11 protein-coding genes are annotated in these 23,717 nt (G+C 55.0%); 1 reads left to right on the plus strand and 10 read right to left on the minus strand.

Features of this window, described 5'->3' with window-relative positions; all coding sequences use genetic code 11:
- Positions 1 to 129: 129 nt before the first annotated feature.
- The 9 genes from M0G74_RS12165 to glmU all read right to left on the minus strand — a co-directional run bounded on the left by M0G74_RS12165 (position 130) and on the right by glmU (position 21,611).
- Positions 130 to 852 (minus strand): hypothetical protein, encoded by a 723-nt coding sequence (locus M0G74_RS12165; RefSeq protein ID WP_248217684.1) that lies wholly within the window; start codon positions 850 to 852, stop codon positions 130 to 132.
- Positions 815 to 11,041 (minus strand): FG-GAP-like repeat-containing protein, encoded by a 10,227-nt coding sequence (locus tag M0G74_RS12170; RefSeq protein WP_248217346.1) that lies wholly within the window; start codon positions 11,039 to 11,041, stop codon positions 815 to 817. Before M0G74_RS12170 ends, M0G74_RS12165 begins: the two co-directional genes overlap by 38 nt.
- Positions 11,042 to 11,148: 107 nt before the next feature.
- Positions 11,149 to 13,485 (minus strand): PQQ-binding-like beta-propeller repeat protein, encoded by a 2,337-nt coding sequence (locus M0G74_RS12175; RefSeq protein WP_248217349.1) that lies wholly within the window; start codon positions 13,483 to 13,485, stop codon positions 11,149 to 11,151.
- A gap of 381 nt (positions 13,486 to 13,866) precedes the next feature.
- Positions 13,867 to 15,696 (minus strand): glutamine--fructose-6-phosphate transaminase (isomerizing), encoded by a 1,830-nt coding sequence (gene glmS, locus M0G74_RS12180; RefSeq protein WP_248217351.1) that lies wholly within the window; start codon positions 15,694 to 15,696, stop codon positions 13,867 to 13,869.
- Between the two features lie 205 nt (positions 15,697 to 15,901).
- Positions 15,902 to 16,663 carry a DeoR family transcriptional regulator gene (locus tag M0G74_RS12185; protein ID WP_248217357.1) on the minus strand — a complete coding sequence of 254 codons (762 nt, stop codon included), beginning with the start codon at positions 16,661 to 16,663 and terminating at the stop codon, positions 15,902 to 15,904.
- A 116-nt stretch (positions 16,664 to 16,779) separates the two neighbouring features.
- On the minus strand, positions 16,780 to 17,997 hold the full coding sequence (locus tag M0G74_RS12190; protein WP_248217366.1) for a dihydrolipoamide acetyltransferase family protein: 1,218 nt from the start codon (positions 17,995 to 17,997) through the stop codon (positions 16,780 to 16,782).
- Positions 17,994 to 19,034 (minus strand): alpha-ketoacid dehydrogenase subunit beta, encoded by a 1,041-nt coding sequence (locus tag M0G74_RS12195; protein ID WP_248217368.1) that lies wholly within the window; start codon positions 19,032 to 19,034, stop codon positions 17,994 to 17,996. The genes M0G74_RS12190 and M0G74_RS12195 overlap by 4 nt, the downstream gene beginning before the upstream one ends.
- A complete protein-coding gene (gene pdhA / locus M0G74_RS12200) occupies positions 19,035 to 20,150 on the minus strand; it encodes a pyruvate dehydrogenase (acetyl-transferring) E1 component subunit alpha (protein ID WP_248217370.1) in 1,116 nt (371 codons plus the stop codon). It abuts the gene before it with no gap.
- A gap of 99 nt (positions 20,151 to 20,249) precedes the next feature.
- Entirely contained in the window at positions 20,250 to 21,611 is a 1,362-nt protein-coding gene (gene glmU, locus M0G74_RS12205) for a bifunctional UDP-N-acetylglucosamine diphosphorylase/glucosamine-1-phosphate N-acetyltransferase GlmU (RefSeq protein ID WP_248217372.1), read from the minus strand.
- 167 nt (positions 21,612 to 21,778) lie between these two features.
- Between glmU and M0G74_RS12210 the strand changes: the two genes are divergently transcribed.
- Positions 21,779 to 22,672 carry a cation diffusion facilitator family transporter gene (locus M0G74_RS12210; protein WP_282450158.1) on the plus strand — a complete coding sequence of 298 codons (894 nt, stop codon included), beginning with the start codon at positions 21,779 to 21,781 and terminating at the stop codon, positions 22,670 to 22,672.
- 4 nt (positions 22,673 to 22,676) lie between these two features.
- Here M0G74_RS12210 and M0G74_RS12215 read toward each other — a convergent pair whose 3' ends face one another.
- Complete coding sequence (locus M0G74_RS12215; protein WP_248217379.1) at positions 22,677 to 23,486, minus strand: formate/nitrite transporter family protein; 810 nt, start codon at positions 23,484 to 23,486, stop codon at positions 22,677 to 22,679.
- Positions 23,487 to 23,717 lie beyond the last annotated feature (231 nt).

A 23,717-nucleotide genomic window follows, 5' to 3' on the forward strand; every position in this document is an offset into this window, starting at 1 on the left:
GCAGAAAACCACGGTTATTGGGCAGGCACAACTTGTAGCAGTCTTCTCAGAGAGTTCCGGTGCGCATTTACGCCCGATTGAATAAGCAAATATAAAATCTTACTCTGACCCAGTTATTCTTCCCATAAATTACTTATCGCGCTTACCTTTTTCTTCGGGAAAAAGTTCTAGCAGATTTTTTCTTAAATTCACAATTGAACGAGAAGAGCTTTTCTGCATTATCTTTATTAATCTTCCATGAAGCGCACTATTAGGTGAAACATAACCAGAGAGTGTGTTGGCCCAATAATAGAGCTCTACATTTTTCCCAGAATATTTTTCATATAGGTTAACCAACCTAATCATTGACTGAATTTTTAATTGCGAATTATTTGAATGAGAAATCACGTAGGTATAAAAATCTATCGCCAAATCTCGACATGAGCTTTCAAGTGCCTGTCCCAGTGAAAATGCTGACTCTAAGCTATTAATAGAACTTTCTTTTTCACTATTAAAAATATCTACTAGATAAAATACAGCCTTTTCTCGGTATTCATCTCTATTTAAAAACCTCCTGGCAAACTCTAGCTTCCCTTCTAGACTACCCATCTCTGCAGATTCAGCTAGCCATTTTTCTGCCTCTTCAGTATTACTTTGGCTCCATGCGTAATATTGGTACAAGCGATAAGCAGCCTCCGGCTGCTTATTTTTTGCTTTAGTTATTAATAAATTAACTTCATCTCCAGTTAGTCGAGCCCCCTTTTCTTGCCCCACTACTGAATTCGCAACGAGTACTGAAAAAAAAATAGCAGCACAATAAAAAGCCTTCATTTTATTATTCCCTTGTGAATACTCTCCAACTTCCAGTCCCATCTGTCGTAGTTGCACCAGTAATATTACCGATAGTATATGTTGCACTATTTGGAACCACCTTCAACATATTTCGGACATTAACTCTCTCTACCTGAAAGCCGATATAATTATCCGGAGCTATCACCTTCTCCACACCATAGACTGCTAATTCGTTTACTAATTGTTGAGCAAACCCGTTATCTAATGCCCCCACATTACAAGAATATAAGCGTACAACGCTAACACCTTCAGGAATATCTGCTCCAATAAGCCCCGCCCAGTATTTAGCATCTCTACCGTCTCCAGCAAATTGCATCGTATGCTTGTCCCCGTGAGCAACGACCGTATATTCATCGTCAGGGTTTGAGAGCCCTTTTGCAAAATTTCGATAAATTGGATCACTTCCGCTGGCATCAAAATCTGCATCCAAAATACCTTGTTGTGTGGATTGCTCGCTTTTATAAATTTTATTTCTTTTTTGGTTTCCACTATCGGGCTTCAATGAGCCGGCCTCTAAAGCTACAACGAAAGCCGCAGTAGCCGCCCCATTTGCAAACTTACCTCCAGTGGCCTTTGACACACTACCAGCAATGGCAATCCGTGCGATCCCTTTACTAACATTGGCCCATCCAGCACCTGACTCGAGCTTCAATCCACCGCCAACAGCGGCGCCAATACTAGCACTTACAAACCCATGCCCAAATTTTCCACCATTCAGAACACCAGCAATGCCTCCCATAACGCCAAAGGTAAACATATCTCCGGGGGAGAACCCGCCGCCAGCCAAGTCAGCACCAGCTGCTGCCATTACATAACTCGAAAATGCTGCTGTGGCGATTTGTCCAAAATCCCCACCGTAGTATGCGGTTTGTGCCCCCGACCAGAAAGCATTCCAGGCCGGAATAAACGCTTGCCCGCCTGGGATAATAGCTAGAACCACGGATCCGATTATTTTGATTGCATCGAATATATCTAACCCAAACCCAGAAGAATCCGTATACGTCAGTGGATTATTGTGGGTATATGAATAGCGGTTATATGACTGTGTATCGGACGGAAACTGCACTTGAAGATCCGCCTGCATGAACCTGCCCAACTTCGCATCGTAGATACGCCCATTCATATGAATCAGGCCTACCTGATCCAGCATTTCATGCCCGGTATAGCCACGGGTGGTAATACTGCTGTCAAAGCTGGTGAGGGCGGAGCTGATCAGGGCATCCCAGCTCTGCGCATGCCTGCGCTGGCCCCAGGCATCGAACGACATTTCCTGAATGACGGAGCCGCTGGCATCGGTGATGACGTCCACCGACCCCAGGTGATCCTTGTGCAGGTAATTCGTTTTACGCTCGCCACTAGCGATGGTTACCACCGCGCCGCCGGGGAGGTAGCGCTTGATCTCTTTGCTGCCGTCCGAGCGGCTGATCTTCTCTACATTGCCGATATAGCGGGTTTCTGTGCGGTTACCGGTACTGTCGATATCAACGCGCAGGTAGCGACTGCGGTTCACGTCGTAGGTGAATAGCGTGGTGTGGCCACCTTTCTTGATTTCCAGTGGTTTGTCGAAGGTGCTGTATTTCAGGCTTCGGCTACTGGAGTCGCTAGAGTCGCTGGTCATATTGCCGTTGGCATCATACGAATAGGTTACCCCATCGGATGTCGCGCACAGCGCATGCGGGCCTGCAGACTCTGCACACTCGTCCGCGCCCGCGTAGTAGTAAGTGCCGACGTCGGACTTATGCTTGATATTGCCGAAGCCGTCGTACTTCAGAGTCTGCGCATCGCGCCCGGTGACCTGGGCACTTTTGAGACGGTTCAAGGCGTCGTATCCGAAATCTTCGAACAGGTCCTTGTCACCGCTCTTGTCGTGGCGGTACTCCAGGTTGCCGAGGTTGTCCCACTGATAGGTGAGGTCCTGGATCCGGTTAATGCCGAGCAGGGAAGCCGACTGGTATTGCAGACGCCCGGTGGCCGGGTCGTACTGGCGAGTGGTAACCACTCCATTGCCCTGGCGGGATTCGGTGACGTTGCCGCGCTCATCCATGGCCAATACGGTGTAGAAGCTTTCTGCACTGGCCTGATTGATGTTTTCACCATCCACCACCGCTTCTAGGTAACCGAAGTCGTTGTAGATATTTTGTATGGCACTGCGAGAAAAGCCATCGCCCGCGGCATCAAATTGCTGGAGAGTACGGCCATACTCGTCATAGGTAGTACGTTCGCCATGTACGTCGCTGTCTACATCCAGGCTAAAGTTGTAACCGGTTCTCGTTGGACGGCCAAGGTCGTCGTAGTCGTGGTTACGAATGTAGCCGGATGCAAAATCGATGACGCTCTCAAGGGCACCAGGTGGTATCTGGATGCCGACATCCATACGCAGCCATTCGGTTCCATTGTTGAAGCTCCACTCGGTATCGCCTTCAGTACTGCCGTCTGCACGATAGTCGATGCGGCGCGTTAAACGGCCAAGCTTGTCGTAGGTGTTTCGTACCTGCTGGCCCTTGGCATCTATCTGCCAAACCAGCTCACCAAATCCGTTGTATGCATACTGCCAGTACTTGTCCTGCCAGCCGCCTTTGTCGGGATCCTGCATCCAGATTTTGCGCCCGAGGCGGTCGTAGCGCATTTCGGTTTGCGGAGTCTGGGCGTTGTCAGTGGCCGTTCGATTTACGAAGCGAAGGTTACCCTGGGCGTCGTAGCGGTAGCGGATCTCCCCTTGCAGGTGGTCTGTTACCAGGGTCAGCTCGCCCTTGGCATTCTTGACCTCGGTTTTTGTGTACCCCTCTGGGTTGGTGGTGACAGTGCTGTAGCCGCTGTAGGCCATATGCACATCGTAACCGGTACCGTTGTTGCTCACGGTGCCGGGCAGGTCAGTACCCACCACCCGGCCAAGAATGTCGTAGGACATTACGGTCCAGAACTGAGCGGTGCCTAGGCTGGCCTTGTAGGGCTCGGACTTGCGGTGTACGCGGCCAAGTTTGTCGTACTCGGTATCCGCATATACCCAGTTGCCGTCAAAGCCAACGGTTGCACTGCGCACAGCGCGCGCCAGCGTATCGAAACAGGTCAGGGATTCACCACCGCCCGCCGTGGTCACGGATTGCTGGTAGGCACTGCCCGCCGGGCAGTAACCGGACGGCGCGTCCAGCAAGCTGACGGTGTAGGCCCCGGTGGGGCTGTATTCCAGGACCTTGCGACCGAAGGCGTCGTAGCGAATCTGGGACTCCTTACCCAGAGCGTCCTTGACGGTAATGGGAAGACCCAACGCATTGCGTGCCGCTACTTCACTCACGATCTGGTTATATGCGTTGGTCTCCCGCAGCAAATAGCGCCCTTGGTTGTCCAGATACTCCCAGCTACCGCTACGGGTTTCTACCACGTCCGCCGCTTGCTGCGTAACGCGTACCTTGTTGCCATATGCGTCGTACTCATACGAGGTGGCCAGTTTCAGGTTCGCATCTTCGCCCTCGGCATCCGGCTCGATGGTTTCCGTTTTCAGAAGACCAGACTGGGCACCGCTCTGGTAATAGGTGAAGGCACTGGTTCGAGTCTCGTCACTGAATTCGCCATTTTCGGAGCGATTGTGAATGACGCTAACCCGGGTCAGACGACCCAGTTCCCGATATCCAGAAAGGTTATGGTCGGTATTGGCGAAGCTCAGGCTGTAGGCATCGTCATACACATTATCGGTAATGGTAGAGAAGGTATCGCCGTTCGCTGCCACCAACTCAACGGTGATCAGCTCCGGGTTTCCAAAGTTGTCGTACTCGTTGGTGGTAGTGACCGTTTTAAGAGGCTCGTCCCCGGTAGCGCTTTCCAGCGCCCAGGTTTTCTCCACACTGGTTTCCAGCCAGGGCTTCAATGGCCCCAGTTGGGCGCTGCCTTGTTCCTTGTCATAGCCACCCCAACCAGTCCAGGCGCTGCCATCGGCTTGCTTGAGCTGCCAGGTATTCACAGACTCGCTGAGCAGTAAACCTTCTGCCGTAATCACTTTGGTACTGACCGGATATCCCTGGAATGGGAAGTCCTGACGGTAGCTGGTGACGGTCTCCGTCCCGGTCTGTTCGTCGACGGTACGCAACTCTTCAAAACCGAGCATCCCGCGGCCGCCGGCCTGAACCTTGGCCTGGGCATAGTAATAGCTGATCTTGCTGGTGGCTCCGGTACCTTCGGTATCCACATGAATCGAGGTCGGCGCGCTACTGGCGACGCCGGTAACCACATACATCGCGCCCATCAGTTCAAGGGTGGGCGACAACTTGCCCAAACCGCCTTTACCAGACCAGTCGTCGTTCAGGGCGCTGTAATAGTCTGCCAGGTCTGCCACAGCATAATCCTGACACCAGGCTGCGCCAGTAACCCCCATATTCGGGTCTGACATGCCGCCGTAGCTGGCAGTCTCGCAACGGTTTTGTGTAGTGGTGTTGATATCACGGCGGGTGTAGTGGCCGCTGTTCGTCAAGGCTCCGTAGGCAATGTCGGTTTGCGCTCCTATGCCGTTGGTGATCTTGTCGATCACATTGACGGGCACCCGGAAGTCCGTTGCGCGATACAGGTAGGCGCGATCATTCGCCACACGGACATAGTCGCTTACACCATCGCCGTTCATATCCGTGAAAAGATGCAGCGCATTTTCACTGCCACTGGTACTGCGGAACGATTCCGCCTGAGCAAACTTTCCATCGAGACTACGCCAACGTCTGACCTTGAGGCGATGGGCCTCCTCATCGTGCCAGACAATATCGGTATCGCCATCGTTGTCGTAGTCAAAGTACTGCCGGTTTAGCGGCACCTCTCCGAGAGAAACCGCTTCTTCAAAGCCTGTGCCGGTATTGATACGGTAGTAGCCCGTTTTTCCCTGGCGATAAACTACATCCGGGAGGCCGTCGCCATTGATATCCACGGCTTCGGCGCTAGAAACCGACCCCAGATAAAGATTACTTTGATAATCGCCCAGGGCTCGAGAGAAAACGATTGCCGTGCCGGCCGAATATTCACAAGTGCCTGTTACAGACCCACCAGGAAGACATTCAGCCCGCATCATTAGGCTTGCAAAAGGATCCACCAGTCCATCGCCGTTGAAGTCTGCCGGCGCACTGGCGTTACGTATGAACGCACGTTCGGGCGTTGCCTCGTCGCCCATGGGTCCTTTCCAGGTAACCTGATTCCAATCAATATCGAATGTAACCGGTTTGCTTTCACCAAAGCCGTAATTGCTATTACTCGCTGGTGCACCAAGCGGTTCCAGCAAGCGGTACTCACTGCTGGTGACGTAGTCAACAAGGCCATCACCGTTGATATCGGCAAATTTTGCGTGGCGATTGGTCAAATCAGGCAGGTGACGTGGAACGCCCTGCAAAAACCAATTGCCTGCGGCGTCTGGTGTAGAAAGAACCACACCCCAGTGCTTGTCGTCCTGGAGGTAGGTTACGAGATCAGCACGACCATCCGCATTGTAATCAACCATCTGCCATTCGTAGGGACGGTAGGTATTATCACCCTCCTGATAGACGGTGCGTTCAATACCAAATCCATCTGCTTCCGCGAGAACATATTTAAAAGTCTGGAATGCAATCTCACCGGAACCATCGTCATACCAATCGGGTTCCAACCAGATGAGATCCATCTGGCCATCGCCATTGATATCCGCAGGCCGGGTGCCGATAGATGCCCGGTCGTCCTGGGTGCTCAGTGTAACGATATCGGCAGGAGTCGCGGCGAAACTACCTGGTAGCGGCAGGCGCCAATCAAATACTGTATCGGACTGACATAGATCTCCCACACACTGACGAATACGCTCAATACGGCTCAGGTTATCTGCTGAGTAGTCGAGGTACTCAAGTTCGTAGCGGCGAACTTCGGTGTCGTTATTCCTGACATAAATTTCGAAGAGACGCTGAGAGGTTTCCAGATACTCCCCTGCGGTATAACCGCTGATGTAATCCACGCGGTTTTCGTATTCGAATACCACACTGGCGCCATAACTACGGCTATCTCGATCACCGGACAAGTCGCTATACGCGTAACGAATCTCGTCTATTTTCTGCCCACCGTTGCTGTCATAGAAGAATTCGATCCGATTGCGTGCACTATCCTCCAGCGTACTAATTGCCCAGGACAGGGTACCTTTTCCGGTAGTCTGTCTGGCATTCCCGGCCTTGCCGTAATAGCTGATGGAGCCATCTTTGCGCTCAACGGTGAAGTACCCCGGATGCCCTGCGCTACCCTGGTGTGCTTTCACCAATGCAAAACTATCTATCTCTGTTCGATAGAGGCTGCCAGGTGCTCCGTATTCACCATCAACCACCAACAGCCGCTGGCCATCGAGACAGAAACGGTCTTCACTGCTCCAGGTGATGGGGAGGGCCTTGCCATCCTGGCCTAGGGTCTGGCGGCAACGGGTAATTGCAGAGAGGCCACCCAGTGCCCAGCCATGACCCAGCACGCCATTGCCGTTTTGACTGGAATAGCTGAGCGACAACTCAGGAACCACACCCGAAGTACCTGCCGGCAGGCTCAGGGGAATCTGGTAGGTAGCCGCACCTGACTCATTTACACGGAAGTTTCCGGGCAGGGTCCCAACCGCGCCAGATGCTCCCAGCTTATTTTCATAATCGGTTGGCATAGGTGCCGCATCACGCTCGATGGCGGTTGCGCCGTTTACACACAGATTTGCGCAAGGATCGAGGTTTGCCAGGAATGCATCGCGGTTACTAAGGCCGTCACCGTCCGCATCTGTATCACCGCTTTCCGACTCGATATCGCCGAAGAATAGAATTTCCCAGTGATCAGGCAGACCGTCGCCATCGCAGTCCCGGGTATAGTCATTACCCTCGTCACAGCTGAACACCGCCCATTCGTAGTTCTGAATATAGAAATAGTCGAAGCTTTGGCGCAGGTCTTCGTTAGTGAGGGCGTTGAATTCCGTTGATTGCGCGACAATAACGGCAATCTCTGCGCGGCTTGAACCAGTCGTCAATGCCGCGATCAAACTATCGCGACTGTAGGCTGTGCCGGCAAATGTCAGCTGCGGGAACGTTTGCCCAGGGAAGCCTCGTTCATACAGTTTGTCGACAAAGGCTTCATTGCTAAGTAGTGATGAGAAGTTGACCTTGCCAGTATCCGATTTCAGGAAGGCGTTAGCCACTTCCTTGGGGCTTGCGCCATTTACGAGCGCGTAGGTCCAGAAAGTAAGTACATCACGACTCAAGTTGAGCGGCGGCTGCAACAGCAACCGGTAAAGTCGGCCCGCTGTCTGATATTCAGGCAATTGATGCTCTGCAGGTTGCCAGTTGTTATCTTCCAGCGAGTCTTTCAGTAGCGATTGATCACTGCTTTCCCACACCAACTGATCCGGCCCAAGAATACCGCGGCCTAACGCGTAGACTTGGCTACTGGCGACTGTGGTGAAATAAAGCGTCCCATTGCCCGCCAATACTGGCGTTTCGGCAATGCCCGCTCCGGCGGAATACGTCCACTGTACGGCGCCATTCTGGGATTGGACGGCATAGAGCAGGCCATCCATAGAGCCTTGATAAAGAATTCGGCTTTCATCAAGTACTGCGGAAGATACCAGATCACCACCAGTCTTCAGACGCCACTTTTCCAGCCCCAGGGGGGTCAATGCGTAGAGGTTGTCATCGAGCGAGCCAACATAGATGTCGCCACTGATTGAATCAACGGTTGGCGTAGCCTTGACGAGATCGCCCGTAGAATAGGGCCAACCAGAAACGACGGAACCATCTTCCGGGCTTAGAGCGTATACCTTGTTCCCTGAACCCACATAAATAGTGCCATCCGAACCGACGGCAGGTGCCGAATTAATCTGGCTGAGTCGCTCGACCGTCTCGTCACCGTAGGCGGTGATACCGGCCAGTTCTCCGTTGCTGTTTTCAACAGATACTCGTAGACCTTTTTTCTGCGTATCAAAAAGTACCTCACGCATTGCTGCGCTGAGCGCAAGCTGTACGTAAGTTGTGGCATCCTCTTCCGTAGGCGGCACCAAGATCACCATGCTCTCAGTCAACGAAACCTGAGTGCCAGTTTCTATATCCGAGAGCGTGAAACTACTATCCGGATCCAGGCCAGTACCGGTAACCTTGAGGCACTGGTTTTCGCATGCCGGCTCCGCAGAGATCAACGCAGGGGGTTGGATATCCACAGTGATCATTTCGCCTGCGAAACCGCAACCTTTGTTATTGCAAGCTTTCAGTCGATAGCTATACCTGCCGGGCGGCAAGAATTCCTCAGGTAGAAATTCAGGGGCATCAGCTTGGGATACCTGGGTAAGCTGCTCCCATTCCTGTTCACTATCAACACCACCGCGCTTGGTTTCCAACAAGTAATAATTTGGCAGGGGCTCCATATCGAGCTTTTGCCAAGCGAATGACAGGCCCCCAGTGAAATCAAATTCACTGTGAACGGAACTTACCGAAAAACCGGATGGTGCTTGCGGTTCATAGAGCTCGACCGTTTGCGAATAAACTTCGCTAGGCTCACCGCAGCCCGCCGCATTACATGCCCGAATGCGGTATTTGTATTTGCCATGGGCCTGATTAGGCCACAGCCAGGATGAAACTCCGGAGCCTACTTTGAAGGAACAATAATCGCTATTAACATCATATTGCTGGCTACATGTTTCACCACCGATACCCTCCTGAAGCTCTTCAATAACGTAGCCATCGGTAGCGCCCGCGACCTCATTCCAGCCGAGCGTGTACAGACCTGAAGTATTTACCGGGAAGGGGGCCTTTTGACCATCCACTGTAATAGCAGTTGGACGCGCCGGAGCATACAGCGCATCAAAATGTACTTGCTGAATGCTTTCAGCTAGAACGCCTTCCTCATCCGTAACTCGGGCAGTAACCGTATAGGTACCGGCAGCCGGAACCGTCCATGGAAACTCGAATGTCTTCCAACCGGTTGCAGATCCATCGTCCGTCTCGATTCCCACACCTTCGAATGTTCCGCTGACATAAAACTCAACCGGGCTAACATCCCCTTCGGCATCCCTGGCTTCAGCGATAAAAGTGACCATCTGCCCTAAAACCACCTCAGTGGGCAGATTATCTGGTACGAACTTTACTTGCGGTGGCGTATTGGAATTGACAGTAATACTGATTGAGGCCGTATCTGTTTTTCCTGCTTCATTTTCGACCACAGCAATAAGTTTTGTCGTCGCAACCTGCACCGACGGCCAATTTGTGTAGAAACAGCCATTGCACTGGTTGTCTATATCAACTGGGTAATTGAGAAGGTTGGCGGAATCTATAGAGTTTCGGTAGAACTTGACCGATATATCCAGGCCATTTTCATCACTGGCAATAATACGCAGTGTTTGAGTAGTACCTGCTTTCAATAGTGCACCGTTCAGCGGCGTGCGCCACGAAACCGTCGGAGCAGGAATTGGCTGAACATTTACGGTTACCGGATCACTTGAATTTCCGCACTCGAGCGCATTACACGCGATAACCTGATACTGATATGTATCAATATCGCGTCCCACCACGGAATAAACTCTCGGAGAGTTCACCGGGACTTTCTTTGCGTAGCAAATTCCCTTATCCGTACTCTGTTGGTTGTAACACCAGTTGCCGGTGCCTTTCTTTTCCTGAACCAGGTAATAATCAAAGTCACCAGTAGTTGGCGCCTGCCAACCCACGCTATACGCTCCGTCTTCCGACTCTATTCCATCGGAGGCCGGAAAAGAGTTAATTACGGGTTTCCCTGGAAATTTCGGTTTATTAACGACAACGGTAATAATGGCCGTTTCGACGCGGTCTTGTACAAGTCCATTCATTGCACAGGGACCGACATCACAATACCGGTTTACTTGAGCATAATACTCATATTCGCCATTTTCCCGGGGCGCTTCCCCTTCGAGAGGAATTGATATCGCGTATTCACCATTGAACTCGGAGTCAGGAACCCCCCAGTAGAAGGTGTCGCTTACTGCGATATTCCGCCATTCCGTACTACCGCCAACCTCTCTCTCATAGATTCGGTATACATTCCACGCCTTTCCCGCGAGGGTAATAGGACCCGACTGAACAGTAATGGAGTACTCTCCATCTATGCTTTCCAGTCCATCACTTATTGCGATTGTCGCGGCACTATTGGCATTTGCGGATACTGAAAGACTCAGGATTGCCATAAAAGAAGCAATAAAAATCCTGATATTTTTTGAGAGCCAAGACAATCCCTTATCCATGTAATAACAGCCTTTCAATATACTTGGTGTTCTACACCGTTTATTAGCGTTTGTTGTTAAAATCATTTAGTGAATAAATTTATTACCGAATTTGGCTAAAAAAATATTCAGTAGAGATTTCTGCTCCAGAGAATCCGATCACTCTCGATTTCCACTCTGGAATCCAACGCAAATATTTTTTTATCTTCCGTATGCACAATCAACCTATGGCCAGACAGAGCCGGACTGCTGGTAATAGCGGCCCCATCAGGTAGTTGTAATTGCCACAGACTGGAACCGTCCTGTGCATTCAGTGCATATACACTTCCGCTGTATGTGGCGATATAGACGATAAATGAATCACTGCTCAATAGAGGACCAGCAACAACAGCGCCGTCTGTATCAAAACTCCATAGCGGCTGCTTACTGGAATTGAGAGCAAAGACGCGACCAGCACTTGCTGGTTTACCACCTTCACTGAAATTCGCACCGAAGATAATCCGGTTACCGGAAATGGCCGCTTTCCCCATCACCAGACCGGAATTTTCAAAGGTCCATTCGATTTCACCCCGTGAATTCACCTTGTAAAAATTCCCGTCAAACGCGCCAACATACGCACTACCATCGTCAGATACGGCAAGTGAGGTAGCGATTTTTTCCTGGACGGGAACACTGGGATCCGTCCAAAGCTCGGATGGCTGAGGAACATTAATTTTAACGGTGGCACTTGCTCGTACTTCACCCGCGGGACCTGACGCCGTCAGAATGTAGATCGTGGTGATTTTAGGGTTAGTATTCAGTTCACCCTGTAATTCCTGGCTTTCATAAGTATCTTCATCGGTGTCGTTACTCAGCACCACTTTGTCTGCACCAGACACTTTCCAACTGAGTTTTACCGGTTGACTTTGACTATCAATGGCCGATGGAGTCGCCGTGAAAGTTTCGATCAGCACAGGAGGAAAGCTTGTTGCATCTTGAGGGTCTGAGCCTGCAGCAATCTCTTCCGCATCGCTGATTCCATCTTGATCGCTGTCGAGCTGCGTTAGTGCACAACCGTTTACATCTGCACTCTCTGTTGTTGGAGTTTCCGGGCATTGATCCAGGTAGTCAGCAACTGCATCAAAGTCAGTATCTATGGCTGTGGCAGTGGAGATTTCGGTCGTATTGCCAGCGTTGTCATTTACACGCGCGATAAGCACAATTTTCGAATCAACAGGCAAGGGCTGGAGAAATTGGCAGGTCGCACGTCCATTTACCAGTGAACAACTGGAAGGGATGCTGCCGGTGACATTTAAGGAGAATGACTCTGGATCGATTGCTATGTTGTCTGACAACAGAAGCTGTACCGTCGGTAAACGGTCACGTAGTAATGCACCGTTAACGGGGGATATGAAATTAATCTCTGGCGAGGTGGTGTCAAGATTAAAAGTCACCGAAGTCGATTTCGTGTTACCGGCCAGGTCAGTCGCAATTCCACTTACTAATTGGTTGGCACCATCTCCAGAATAAGTCTCTGCGCTCTCACAAGTTTCTATACCACTGAGAGAATCTGTACAGTTGAAACTGACAGTAACAGGAGAACTATGCCAACCCGCGCTGTTGGCGGCTGGCGATACGCTTGCGCTTATGGTTGGCGGAGTCAGATCCAGATTGACGAGATCTTCGATTTCTTGTTTGTTGTTTGCCAGATCCAACGCTTCAGCAGATACAGATTGACTTCCACCTTCCTGATTTACCGTCGCTGTATCGGGACAGGCTGAAATACCACTAAGTGAATCTGAGCAGGTGTAGGTAATGGCAACTGGTTGGTTGTGCCATCCGTTGCTGTTCGCCTGCGGTAATATTTCAGAGTTCAGTACAGGTACAGTTTTATCCAAACTGATTGTTGCGGTGACGGTGGCGGTATTCCCTGCCTTATCTTTGGCTTCTCCCACGAAACCCTGAGTGGCGCCTTCTGCTGAAACATCTATGGGAGAAGTACAACTTGCTATTCCACTGAGCTCATCTTCACAGAGAAAGCTGACGTTCACATCTGTATTGTGCCAACCTGCGGAATTGGGATCTGGATTGATACTTGCGCTGATGGTAGGTGCCACATTGTCGATACCGATAACTTCGGCTGCCAGCCCGCTTCCGGGCTTGCCATCTAGCATGACATATAGGGAATTCTGTAACTCCAGTGAAATCAGGGGTGTATCGAGAAATAGGGCACTCTTCTTGAAATCAGCCGGTTCAAAATAGTCAGTGCCATTTAAAGCGACCCTGGCTGAGGTAACCAGCTCTTCAGCATTTTCTCCGTTATAGATTCGGAGAACATAATGCTGCCCGATCTTGGGAGCGGAAAATTGAACGGTTTGGGTTTCAGGCTTCCCCGGAGAACGTACAAAGTTGTGGCTCCCGGATACTTCGAATTCCCCACTGAACGCAGAAGAATGGAAGCCTAAACTCAGTGCAGCAAGGAACATAAGCTCCTTGCCTTTACACGGTTTCCCTATGTGCCGCATACCAATCCCTTGTTGATTTTGTATGTGTAATACCGAAAGCCCCCAGGAGAGGCCCGAAATTAATGGCGGGGGATGTGACCATATTCATGAAATGTGCGCCAACCCAACCTCTCAATAGGTTGATTTGTGCGCCAAGGGTGGGGCATTTTGTGATGCCAATCACATTTGAAGTGATTCTATTTAGATGGTGATCACAATTTATGAATCAATTCAGATTGCAAAGGCTGAGGTTTATCGTGCGAGGAAGCTATACGAACTTATATTTTTACTTAAAGCGAAATTGGAGGACAGCCGACCACTTTTTCAGGGTCGACTGCCGCTAGCTTTTTAGGGGGACCAGAATTATTCGACAGTCACCGATTTTGCCAGATTTCGTGGCTGGTCTACGTCGGTGCCTTTCAATAGCGCCACGTGATAACTCAGCAATTGCAGCGGCACCGTATAAAGAATCGGCTGCAGACTTTCCGGGGCATCCGGAACCTCTACCACTGTCATTCCCGATTCACTTTTGAAGCCGGCTTCCGGGCTGGCAAAAACAAACAGTTCACCACCCCGTGCGCGCACTTCCTGCAGATTGGATTTCAGTTTTTCCAGTAGTTCATCATTGGGTGCAACGACGATGACTGGCATATCCGCATCCACCAGTGCCAGCGGGCCGTGTTTGAGTTCGCCGGCGGGGTAGGCTTCGGCGTGGATGTAGGAAATTTCTTTGAGTTTGAGTGCACCTTCCAGGGCAATCGGGTACTCGACGCCGCGGCCTAAAAAGAGCGCGTGATTTTTTTCCGCGAAGGCTTCACTGGTGGCTTTTACCAGAGTGTCCAGGCCGGTGAACTTTTCCATCAGTTTTGGCAGCTGGTGCAGAGCGGTGATGAGTTCCGCTTCGCGTTCACCGGTCATGCCATTGGCTTTGGCCAGGGCGATGCAGAATATCTGCAGGGCGACCAGCTGGGTGGTGAAGGCTTTGGTGGAGGCGACGCCGATTTCCGGGCCGGCTTCGGTCATCAGGTGTAGTTCAGACTCGCGTACCAGGGAGCTGTTGGGCACGTTACAAATGGTCATGGAGGCGAGGTAGCCGAGCTCTTTGGCCTGGCGCAGTGCGGCGAGGGTGTCGGCGGTTTCTCCGGACTGGGAAATGGTGACGAATAAAGTACCCGGGCGCACGGCGGTTTTGCGATAGCGAATTTCGCTGGCGACTTCGACGGAGCAGGGCACACCGGCCCAGTCTTCGATCCAGTAACGCGCGACGAGTCCGGCGTGGTAGCTGGTGCCGCAGGCAACGATCTGCACCTGTTTTACTTTGGGCAGGATTTCATTGGCGGCGGTGCCGAGGGCCTGGGAAAGCACCGAGTGCTCGCCGATGCGACCGGCCATGGTGGCTTCGACCACTTTTGGCTGCTCGAAAATTTCTTTCTGCATGTAGTGGCGGTAGCGGCCTTTGTCGGCGGCATCGTGGCCGCCCTGGAGTTTGTTCACCGGTCGGCTCACTTCTTCGCCGTTTTTGTCCCAGATGGCAATACTGTCCCGGGTGACTTCGGCGAGGTCACCTTCTTCCAGGAAGATAAAGCGGTCGGTGACCTGCTGCAGGGCCATGGGGTCGGAGGCGATAAAGTTTTCCTCAATGCCAACCCCGATTACCAGTGGGCTGCCGAGGCGCGCACAGACGAGGCGCTCGGGTTCGGTGGAGCAGACGACGCCAAGGGCGTAAGCACCCTGGAGTTCTTTGGTGGCGGCGGACACGGCTTGCAGCAGATCGCGGTTGTCTTTGGCGAGGTCGTGGATCAGGTGAACGACGACTTCGGTGTCGGTTTCGGACTGGAATTCGTAGCCTTTGGCGATAAGCTGGTCGCGCAGTTCCTGGTAGTTTTCGATGATGCCGTTGTGCACCAGGGCGAAGTTGCCGGAGGCGTGTGGGTGGGAGTTTTTATCCGAGGGGACGCCGTGGGTGGCCCAGCGGGTGTGGGCGATACCAAGCTGGCCGGCGGTGGGGCTGTCGTCGAGGGCAGACTCCAGGTCGGCGACTTTGCCCTGGGTTTTGCGCAGTTGCAGTTTGCCGTCGCCGTTGACGAGGCATACACCGGCAGAATCATAGCCGCGGTATTCCAGTCGTCGCAGGCCTTCCAGCAGGATTCCGGTTACGTTTCTTTGGCCCAGGGCGCCTACGATTCCACACATTTTTCTTACCTCGATATTTCGGTTCGGTGCCACATGATTGGTTTTGTGGCGGCGGCGCTACCGGGTAAGGGTGGGCGAGACACGCCGTGAACCCATCCATGGGGGCTCTTCTGCGAGGTCCCTCTCGCAGAAGGTCTCGCCCACCCTTACCCGGCATCGCCGCCTTCTCGTCAAATTTCAGAGTATTGAATACTCTCCGTTTTCTTTAATTCACTTCCGCGCAGATGACGCGCAGCCCTCGGTTTTCCAGCTGCGCACAAACCTTGTCTTCAATTCCGCTGTCGGTCACCAGGGTGCCGAACATTTCCCAACTCAGTTCCAGATTCGGGATTCTTCGGCCCACCTTGCTGGACTCGGCCATCACGATCACTTCGCGGGCGACATCGGCCATCACGCGGGATAGGCCGATCTGTTCGTTAAAGGTGCAGGTGCCGCGCTCCAGGTCGATGCCGTCGGCGCCGATAAATGCCTGGTCGAAGTCGTAGCCGCGCAGTACCTGTTCTGCGACCTGGCCCTGGAAGGCTTCGAAGTGGGGGTCCCAGGTACCGCCGGTCATGAGTAGGGTGGGCTCGCTTTCCAGTTCCCGCAGCTGGTTGGCGACGTGCAGGGAGTTGGTCATGACCACGAGGCCGCGCTTGTGGTTGAGCTCGGGGATCAGGCCGGTGGTGGTGCGGCCGTAGTCGATGACGATGCGGTTGTGGTCGCGGATCAGTTCAGCGGCGGCGCGGCCGATGGCGCGCTTGGTCTGGGACAGGGGGTCTTCGGCCACCAGCTCCCGGGGCAGGGGTATGGCGCCGCCGTGCCGGCGCAGAAGCAGGCCGCTGTCTTCCATGGCCGCCAGATCCTTTCGGATCGTAACTTCCGAGGTTTCGAACTGGCGCGCCAATTCTTCGACACTGGCTTCACCGGCATCGTTGACCTGGCTGAGTATCTGGTGGCGGCGCTGCTGAGTATTACGCTTGGACATGAGCGTTCTGACATGATCGCCTAAGTTTCGATTCGTAAGTTAAGCATAGCAAACCGAAACTTAAAATCACAAAAACTTTATGCCGCACAGGTCTCAACCTGGTCAGAAACCGGGCTTTATTGCGGGTGCGCCAGAAATTCCTTCACGGATTGGAGGAACCTGGCCAGCTCCCCGCCGGTGACAGCGCGGTGGTCGGCCGTGACCGAGAGTGGCAGCAGGCGCCGGATTCGGGCCTTGCCTTTATGCGGGAGCACTGCTTCAAAACTGCGACCGGCACCGACGATGCACACCAGGGGGGGCACGACCACCGGGGTGGCGAAGCGCCCGCCGAGGCTACCGAAGTTGGACAGGTGGATGGTGGCCCCCTGGAGATCGGCTTGGGGAATGGCGCCTTCGCTGGCCTGCTGCTTAAACGTTTGGATTTTTTCCAGCAGTTGCTCGTCGCTGAGGGCATCTATGTCTTTCAGCACCGGCACGAACAGGCCTTTGGGGGCATCTACCGCGAGGCCGATATTCACCGGTGTCTGGGGAGCCAGGCGGTCGCAATGAAAATGGGCGTTCAGGTTTGGCTCCGCCATTGCGGCGTGGGCGATGGCCCGCAGCAGCTGCAGCGTCGCATTGGTGGATTTTTTCCAGCGGCTGATATCGGCCTCGTCACACAGGGTCATGGGGCAGACCTGGTTCCGGGATTTTTCCATCGCCAGGGCCATGGCGCGGCGCGCGGGGTCGGGTTTCTCGCCACCCGGCGCTACCGCTTGTTTGGCCGATTCCGGGGCTATTTCCGGGACTATTTCCTGGGCTACCTCTGAAACCAGCTCCGGCTGCGCATCCCACCTCGGCAGCGGCCGGCCGCTGGCGGCTCTGCGCACTTCTGCCTCGGTAAAACGCGCACCCGCCGGGTGCAATCCAGAGAGGTCGACACACAAGCGGCGAGCCAGGGCGCGAACCGCCGGCGTGGTATTGCGCGGGCGGTTGGACAGGGGACGGTTTTCCACCGCGAGGGATTCGCTGCCCTGTTCAATTTTGCCGACGACGGTGCCTGAATCCGCCGCTTGGTCACTGCTTTTTTCGTTTGCGGTGGGACTGACGGACGCGGTCGCAGCCTCCGTGAAACCGACCAGCGGCTGACCGGTTTCCAGTGTTTCATCGGCTTCGGCAAACAGCTTTTCCACGGTGCCCGCCCAGGGAGCTGGCACCTCTACCAGTGCTTTTGCGGTTTCCACGGTTACCAGCGCCTGGTCGGCGCTCACTGTGTCGCCTTCTCTTACATGCCACTCCCGAATCACCGCGTCGGGTAGCCCCTCGCCGAGATCGGGCAATTTAAAAATCTTCACCGCTGGCCCTCCCCAACACTCTCCCCATCATTGTCCCGGCCATAATCCAGGGCCGCGCGCGCGCCGGCGACGATGCGCTGCACGCCGGGCAGGTAGGAGTTCTCCAGTTGGTAATAGGGCATTACGGTGTCGTAGCCGGTTACCCGCTGTACCGGTGACTTGAGCAGGTCGAAGGCGTACTCCTGGATCTGGGCGGCAATTTCCGCGCCGAGCCCGGCAAAGCGGGCAGCCTCATGGACCACCACGCAGCGTCCGGTTTTTTCCAGGGAGTCGACAATGGTGTGGATATCCAGCGGCTTGAGGGTAGCGGGGTCGATGACCTCCGCCTCAATCCCCTCTGTGGATAACTGCTCGGCGGCAGTGAGGGTTTCCCTGACGCTGGCGCCCCAGGCGATGAGGGTCAGGTCGCGCCCCTCACGCAGCACAAAGGCGCGATCCAGCGGCAGGGCCTCGCCGTCATCCGGCACCGGCTGCTTGGCGGCGCGATAAATACGCTTCGGCTCGAGAAACAGTACCGGATCGGGGTCGCGAATCGCGGCCAGCAGCAAGCCGTAAGCCCGCGCCGGGGAGGAGGGCACCACTACCCGCAGGCCCGGGATATGCGCGAATAGCGCCTCGGTGCTCTCGCTGTGGTGTTCCGGCGCATGAATACCGCCGCCATAGGGTGCCCGGTAGACAATCGGGCAGTGCAACCGGCCGCGGGTGCGATTGCGCATGCGCGCGGCGTGGCTGAGGATATGGTCCAGCCCCGGGTAGATAAACCCCATAAACTGGAATTCAGCAACCGGCTTAAGCCCCTGGGTCGCCATACCCACCGCTATGCCGGCGATCATGTTTTCCGCCAGCGGCGTATCCAGCACCCGGTCCCGCCCGAATTGCTGCTGCAAACCATCCGTTGCCCGAAATACGCCACCGTTCGCGCCAATATCCTGTCCGAATAGCACCACATCGGGGTCGTTGGCGAGCGCATGGGCCAGTGCCTGGGTCACCGCCTCGACCAGGGTGATCGGGCCTTTGTCCCGGTTGTTTTCCGCCATCTAGCCGTGCACCTCGCCGGGGTTCTGCTGCTCGTCGCGCAACTGGTCGTATTGCTCGTAAAGCCCCTCGGGGAGCTGGCTGTAGAGGTGATCGAACATGGCGGTAACCGGCTCTGGGCTGCGCTGTTCGAAGCGGTTCAGGGCAGCTTCCATGATCTGCGCCAGCTCCCGTTGCATATCCTGCTGCTTGGCATCGCTCCAGAGGTCCTCGCTGCGCAGATAGTTTTCCAGGCGCTTGATCGGCTCCCATTGCCAGGCGCTTTCCAGCTCCTCGGCACTGCGGTATCGACTGGCATCGTCGGCGGTGGTGTGATCGCAGAGACGATAGGTGACCGCTTCAATCAGCGCCGGCCCCTCACCACTGCGCGCGCGCTGAACCGCATCGCGCACCGCCCAGGCCACCGCAACCAGGTCATTGCCGTCCACTTGCAAAGCGGGGATTCCCGCGGCAATGGCTTTCTGGGCGATGGTCTGAGTCGCCGTCTGCAGCCCCCGGGGCACGGAAATGGCCCATTGATTGTTGTTGACCACGAATACCGCCGGCAACTTCCAGACACCAGCCAGGTTGATGGCTTCGTAAAAGTCGCCCTTGGAGGTAGCGCCCTCGCCGGAACTGGCGACAGCAACCTGCAACGGGCTGCCGTGTTGCCGGTGGCGGTAGTTCTGTGCGAAAGCGACACCGGCGGCATGCAGTAACTGGGTGGCGATGGGAACGCAGATGGGAAGATCTCGCGGCGCGTACTGGAAATTCTGCCCGCGCTCATCGCCGCCCCAGACCGCGAGGATTTCCTCAATGGTGACACCGCGCTCCAGCAGGGCCCCGGTCTCCCGGTAATAGGGGCAATAGACATCTTCCGCCATCAGCGCAATTCCGGTAGCAACGCCGATGGCCTCTTGACCGAGGGTGGAAGGGTAGGTGCCGAGGCGACCGGTGCGCTGCAGCTTGACCGCGCGATCATCCACCATGCGCGCGAGCTGCATTTGCCGATAGCAATAGGTGAGCCAGTCCGGGGTGGCGAACTCGGGCAGGGGCTGGGTGGCCCGCCCCTGTTTATCCAGAAACTGCAGGTAGGCAATATCGAAGGAAGCCTGGAGTTGCAGGCGCGGCTTGTGCATCGGCGGATTCCTTTCTTTCCGATGCATTCAAGTGTAGTCGGCGGCGGCTGGCAGTTACCGGGGTACCCCGGTGCCGGTGCATTCAGGTAGGTCGGACTTCTAGGACTTCTTAACGGGGCGCTGCCAGCCAGCGATATTGCGCTGCTTGCCGCGTGCGACGGCCAGTTCGTCAGCACTCACTTCGCGGGTAATGGTGGAACCGGCACCAACGGTCGCGCCGGCGCCAATGTTCACCGGCGCCACCAGCGCGGAGTTGGAGCCGATAAAAGCGCCATCGCCAATGACCGTTTTGGATTTGTTCACGCCGTCGTAATTGCAGGTAATGGTGCCCGCGCCAATATTGACGCCGTCACCCACTTCCGCGTCACCGATATAAGAGAGGTGGTTCACCTTGCTGCCGAGGCCGATCTTCGCCTTTTTGGTTTCGACAAAGTTGCCGACTTTGGCCCCGTTGGCCAGCTCGGTGCCCGGACGCAGACGCGCAAAGGGACCAATGGTGCAGGCTTCGCCGACACTGGCATCTTCAATGATGGAGTTGGCTTCCACCAGGGTGCCCGCGGCCAGCTGACAGTTTTTCAGCAGGCAGTTCGGCCCGATCTTGACGCCATCACCAAGGGAAACCTCGCCTTCAAAGATGCAGTTGATATCGATAGACACATCGGCACCGCAGCGCAGGGATCCGCGCACATCTACCCGCGCCGGATCCAGCAGGGTAACACCGGCAGCCATCAGCGCACTGGCGTTATCTGCCTGCAGCGCGCGCTCCAGTTCCGCCTGCTGGGCACGACTGTTCACACCGGCCACCTCGTTGGGATCGTCGGCGATCACCCCGGTAACCGCGATGTTTTCGCCCACAGAGCGTGCGATCACGTCGGTTAGGTAGTACTCACCCTGGGCGTTGTCGTTGGAAAGTTCCGGCAGCCATTGCGCCAGCAGGTTGCCGGGGGCGGCGAGGATACCGGTGTTGATTTCGGTGATCTTCAGGGTTGCCGCATCGGCATCCTTCTGCTCGACGATGGCCTGAACCTGGCCGGCGGCGTCGCGCACGATGCGGCCGTAGCCGGAGGGGTCGTCCATCAAGACTGACAACAGGGCAGGGCCGCCGGCGGAGGCTTCCAGCAACGCCTGCAGGGTGGCCGTTTTTACCAGGGGAACATCGCCGTAGAGCACCAGCACCGTGGCATCCTGGCGGAAACTGGGGATCGCCTGGGCCACGGCGTGACCGGTGCCCAGCTGCTCGGTCTGCTCGACAAAGGTGACGCCGCTGTCCGCAAAGCGCTCGCGAATCAGCTCGGCACCGTGGCCAATCACCACGGTAATCGCCACATCTCCCAGCGCCCTGGCCGAATCGATGACCCGACCCAGCATGGGTACACCACCGATGGGGTGCAGTACCTTGGGCAGATCGGAGCGCATGCGGGTGCCTTTGCCGGCAGCGAGGATGACGATATCAATGGCCATAATGATTCCTGGTGGGACAGCGGTTTACCGAAGAATGGCCGCGAATTGTGGCTACTTAGCCGCGCCATCACAAGTAGGGCCCTGGGAAGCGGCGGCAATTTCCCGCTAGAATTCCCCATTCACTACATCGAAACCCGATACAGAACCTACACAGGAAGTTTCTACCCATGGAAGCAAGGGGGCTTTGGCTTTCAATCTCGGGCTGTCTGTTTATGGCAGCGCTGGGGTTCGGTTTTGCGCACTGGACCGGATCGGCGGCGATCTTTCTCGATGGGGTCTTCTCCCTGGTCAGTTTCGTTATGTCACTGATCATGCTGATTGTGTCAAAGCTGATCCGGCGCAGTGCCGACCGGCGCTTTCCATTCGGCTATGCCAGTTTCGAGCCGGCCTTCAATGTGCTGCAAAGCATGGTGATCGTTGGAGTAATGCTGATGGCACTGTCTTCCGCCGTAGCGGCCCTGTATCAGGGCGGACGCACGCTGAATGCGGGTATCGCAACAATTTATGCCGCCATCGCCAGCACCGGTTGTCTCGCCGTTTATCTGGTGCTGCGCCGGATTGCCAAACATACCGGTTCGTCCCTGATCGAAGTGGACTCTTTCGCCTGGATGATGGATGGCGTACTCAGTGGCGTGGTGCTGATCGCCTTCACCCTGGTCTGGCAATTCGGCGATGCACTGGGGGATTGGCTGCCGTTTGTGGATTCCTGGATGGTCATCGCCATGGTGATTTTGATGCTGCCGGTACCGATACGCATCCTGTACCGCAACCTGCTGGAAGTGCTGCTGGCGGCACCGCCGATCGATGTCCAGCGGACCATCCGGCGCGCATTTCGCGATGCCATGCACGACATTCCGGGGAGGGACTGGTCTCTCAGCATCACCAAGACCGGTCGCTCGATTTACCTGCACGCGCGCATCCTGATCGATGAAGACCGGCACGCGGCCAGTATTGAACAGGCGGACGTGTGGCGGGAGTTGATCACCGAGCGGATGGCGGAGTTTGTCGCCGAACAGGAGTTTGATGTGGTGTTCACCACCGATGCGTCTTACATCGGCTGAGGGTTTAGTCCCGATGGCTGTCGCGTCTGGCGGTAAAACTGTATTTCATCCGCCCCACAAACACCGAGCCGCCAATGGTGTTGCCGATGGTGGCAATGGCCAGGAACTCAGCCACTTCGGCAAAGCCCACGGTAGTGCCCTCGGAAAACCAGGCACTGAACATGCCCACCGCGCCGGCGATGCAGTGGGGCAAACCGCCGAGACCAATTACGAAGGTGATCAAGGCCACCGCGGTAATTCGGCTGATGGTTTCCGTGGATGAGGTCACCATCCACGCCAGCAACCCCATCAACCAACCGGCAAAAATCGCCCCCAGGAACTGTCCGCCGACATAGTCGGACGTCATTTTCGCGCCGTAGTAAGAAAATACCGTGTCATCGAAACGATCGGTCATCCCCACGAACTGTACAAACAGCGCGCTGAACAGGGCCGCACCCAGCAGATTCCCGGCGTAGATAAGCCCCCACACCCGCATCAACTGCCGCACCGTCTTGCGGCCGTCCAGCACCGGCAGAATGGCGAGGGTGGTGTGCTCGGTAAACAGGTCCGAGCGCCCGATAACCACCAGAATGAAGCCGATCGGATAACTGAGGGCCGTGAGCAGGTACAGCAGGGAGTGGGAAATGTTGCCGTGAAAGTGGCTGTAAAACGCGGCGATCAGAAAGAGGCTGAAGCCGATTTCCATACCCGCCGCCACCGACGAGAGCAGCAGCGCCTTGTTGTTGCGCTGGTACTCCCGCAGGCTCTCATCCATCTGTTCCCACAGAATCTGACGATCGCTCTTCGGCCGGTCGTTATCCTTGCGCTGGTTCATAGGTGCTTCCTGCAATGGGCTGCTCACCGGAGAAGTGCCCGAAAGCGGCACCCTTAAAACCCAGTCTAGTCACCCCATGGTCTGGAGTGTTGCCATGCCGCGAGCGCCTGCCGCAGGTAAAAATCCGGCGGCCACCAGATATCCCGAGTTTTCTCCCTTACGGCGCAGATCCATTGTCTTTTACCGATATTCCGGTAATTTGGCGTAATAGTTCTATAACCAGTAGCGCTG

This window comes from Microbulbifer sp. CAU 1566 (assembly GCF_023156515.1).
GTDB lineage: Bacteria > Pseudomonadota > Gammaproteobacteria > Pseudomonadales > Cellvibrionaceae > Microbulbifer.